A 1907-nucleotide genomic window follows, 5' to 3' on the forward strand; every position below is an offset into this window, starting at 1 on the left:
GATGAGGTTGGCGACGTTGCGATGCACAAAAACCTCGCCGGGTTCCAATCCGGCAATCACATTGGCTGGTACGCGGCTATCAGAGCAGCCGATCCAGAGATATTCAGGATTTTGCAAGTTCGAAAGACGTTGAAAATAATCAACCCTTTCGGCTTTACGTTCGTCTGACCACATTTTGTTGCGGATAAAAAGGTCTTCAATCATCATTAAGTCCGGCTAGGCTTTGCGCTTGCTTGCAGCGACGTGTGAAAAGTTGGGGCCCTAACCTTTCCGTGTCGCCTCGAAGATCAGCCTAGCGGACCCCATTTTCGCGATCAACTTCCTGCGCGCATCCTGGATCTCTTCGGCTTGGCGTTTGGTATAAGGACCCATCGGCCGGGTCTTTTCATCGCCGCGACGGACCCGGCAGTACCAGTGGCCGCCGTCCGAGAAGATTTCAACCGAAGTCGGCGTATCATCGGACGCTTCCTCGGCAACCTCCTTGGCGAACTCGACGATCTTTGAATAATGCTGAGCGGGCGCAACCGTGCGCATATCGTTGATAAGTTCCTGTTGCATTATGGACATAAGTCGAACTCCTTTCGGTAACGACGACTGCAGCGCTGCGCCATGCTGGTTGCGTTCTCGCGGTGCCCAAGAGCGCCTGCTAGGTTGCCATTTGGCGCTCCATTTCCGTCTCCGCCTCGAGACTTTCGATGTCGCGGAAGATCGAAGCAACAGCCAGCGTACGTCCTTCGCGCTTGAAGCGGAGCAGGCAATCCTTGGCTGTGATGTCTCCATCGACCGCGATCTCATCCCATTGCCCGGCATGGCCGACATAGTTGATGGGAACATCGTAATGCCGACTCCAGAAGAACGGCACGGCCGCGAATTTCTCCCGATGGCCAAGCATGTTGAGGGCCGCTGTTTGCCCCTGCCTCTCTGCAACCACCCAATGCTCGACCCGAATGTTCTCGCCACTGTGGGGATCAGGCCACCGCGCAATGTCGCCGGCCGCGAATATCCCCGGCTCGCTCGTTTCCAGAAAGGCGTCCACTACAACGCCGTGGTCAACCACCAGCCCCGCCGTTTCGGCAAGTCCGGTCCGCGGCCGTACGCCGATGCCGACGACGACGAAATCCGCCGCCAGCGTACCGCCGCTGCTAAGTTTCACCTTCCTGCCGTCGATGCTGGTCGGCGTGTTCTCAAGATGGAATACGACGCCGTTCTCCTCATGGAGCGCGCGGATGAAGTCGCCCATTTGCGGACCGAGGACCCGTTCCATGGGCCGTTTATCCGGCGCCACGACGTGAACTTCGATATCGCGCGCGCGCAGGGCCGCGGCTACTTCCAGGCCAATGAAACTGGCGCCAAGCACAATGGCGCGGCGCGCAGTCGTGGCTCGCTCGATGATCGCCTTGCAATCCGCAAACGAGCGCAGCGTGTGAACGTGTGGCTGGTCGGCGCCGGGTATGGTCAGGCGAACCGGTTCGGCTCCGGTCGCAAGCAGCAGCCTGTGGTAAGGAATCCTTCCTTCATCAGCGAGGACGACCTCGCGGGACCGCAGATCGATGTCAACGGCCTTCACATTGAGACGCAGGTCGATGTTGTTTTTTGAATAGAACTTCTCGCCGCGGAGCGGGATCCAATCCCCCGGGGCCTTTCCTGCGAGGTAGTCCTTGGAGAGGTTGGGTCGGTCGACGGGCGGCGCATGGTCGTCGCTGATCATGACGATGCTGCCCTGGTACTGCTCCCGTCGCAGCATTTCGGCCGCTGCAAAACCCGCCGCGCCGCCGCCGACAATGACGATTTTCTTGGGGATCTGCCCGGAGCCTCCGGAGCGCGGTTTCGGAGCCGTCCGTTTGAATTTCTCGCCGACGAATATCCGACCATCCCGCTGTTCGACGGCCCAGCAGGCTAGAGGATTG

The 1907-nt window shown here is 59.3% G+C and carries 3 protein-coding genes; all 3 read right to left on the bottom strand.

Annotation, left to right across the window (positions count from 1 at the left end; translation table 11 throughout):
• A partial coding sequence (locus EN935_RS33720; protein ID WP_281040387.1) for a carbonic anhydrase occupies window positions 1–204 on the bottom strand: 204 nt, incomplete at its 3' end.
• 57 nt (window positions 205–261) lie between these two features.
• On the bottom strand, window positions 262–534 hold the full coding sequence (locus tag EN935_RS33725; RefSeq protein WP_127374107.1) for a hypothetical protein: 273 nt from the start codon (window positions 532–534) through the stop codon (window positions 262–264).
• A 112-nt stretch (window positions 535–646) separates the two neighbouring features.
• A partial coding sequence (locus tag EN935_RS33730) for an FAD-dependent oxidoreductase (RefSeq protein ID WP_127374108.1) occupies window positions 647–1907 on the bottom strand: 1261 nt, incomplete at its 5' end.

It is taken from the genome of Mesorhizobium sp. M7D.F.Ca.US.004.03.1.1 (assembly GCF_003998635.1).
Taxonomy (GTDB): Bacteria; Pseudomonadota; Alphaproteobacteria; order Rhizobiales; family Rhizobiaceae; genus Mesorhizobium; species Mesorhizobium loti.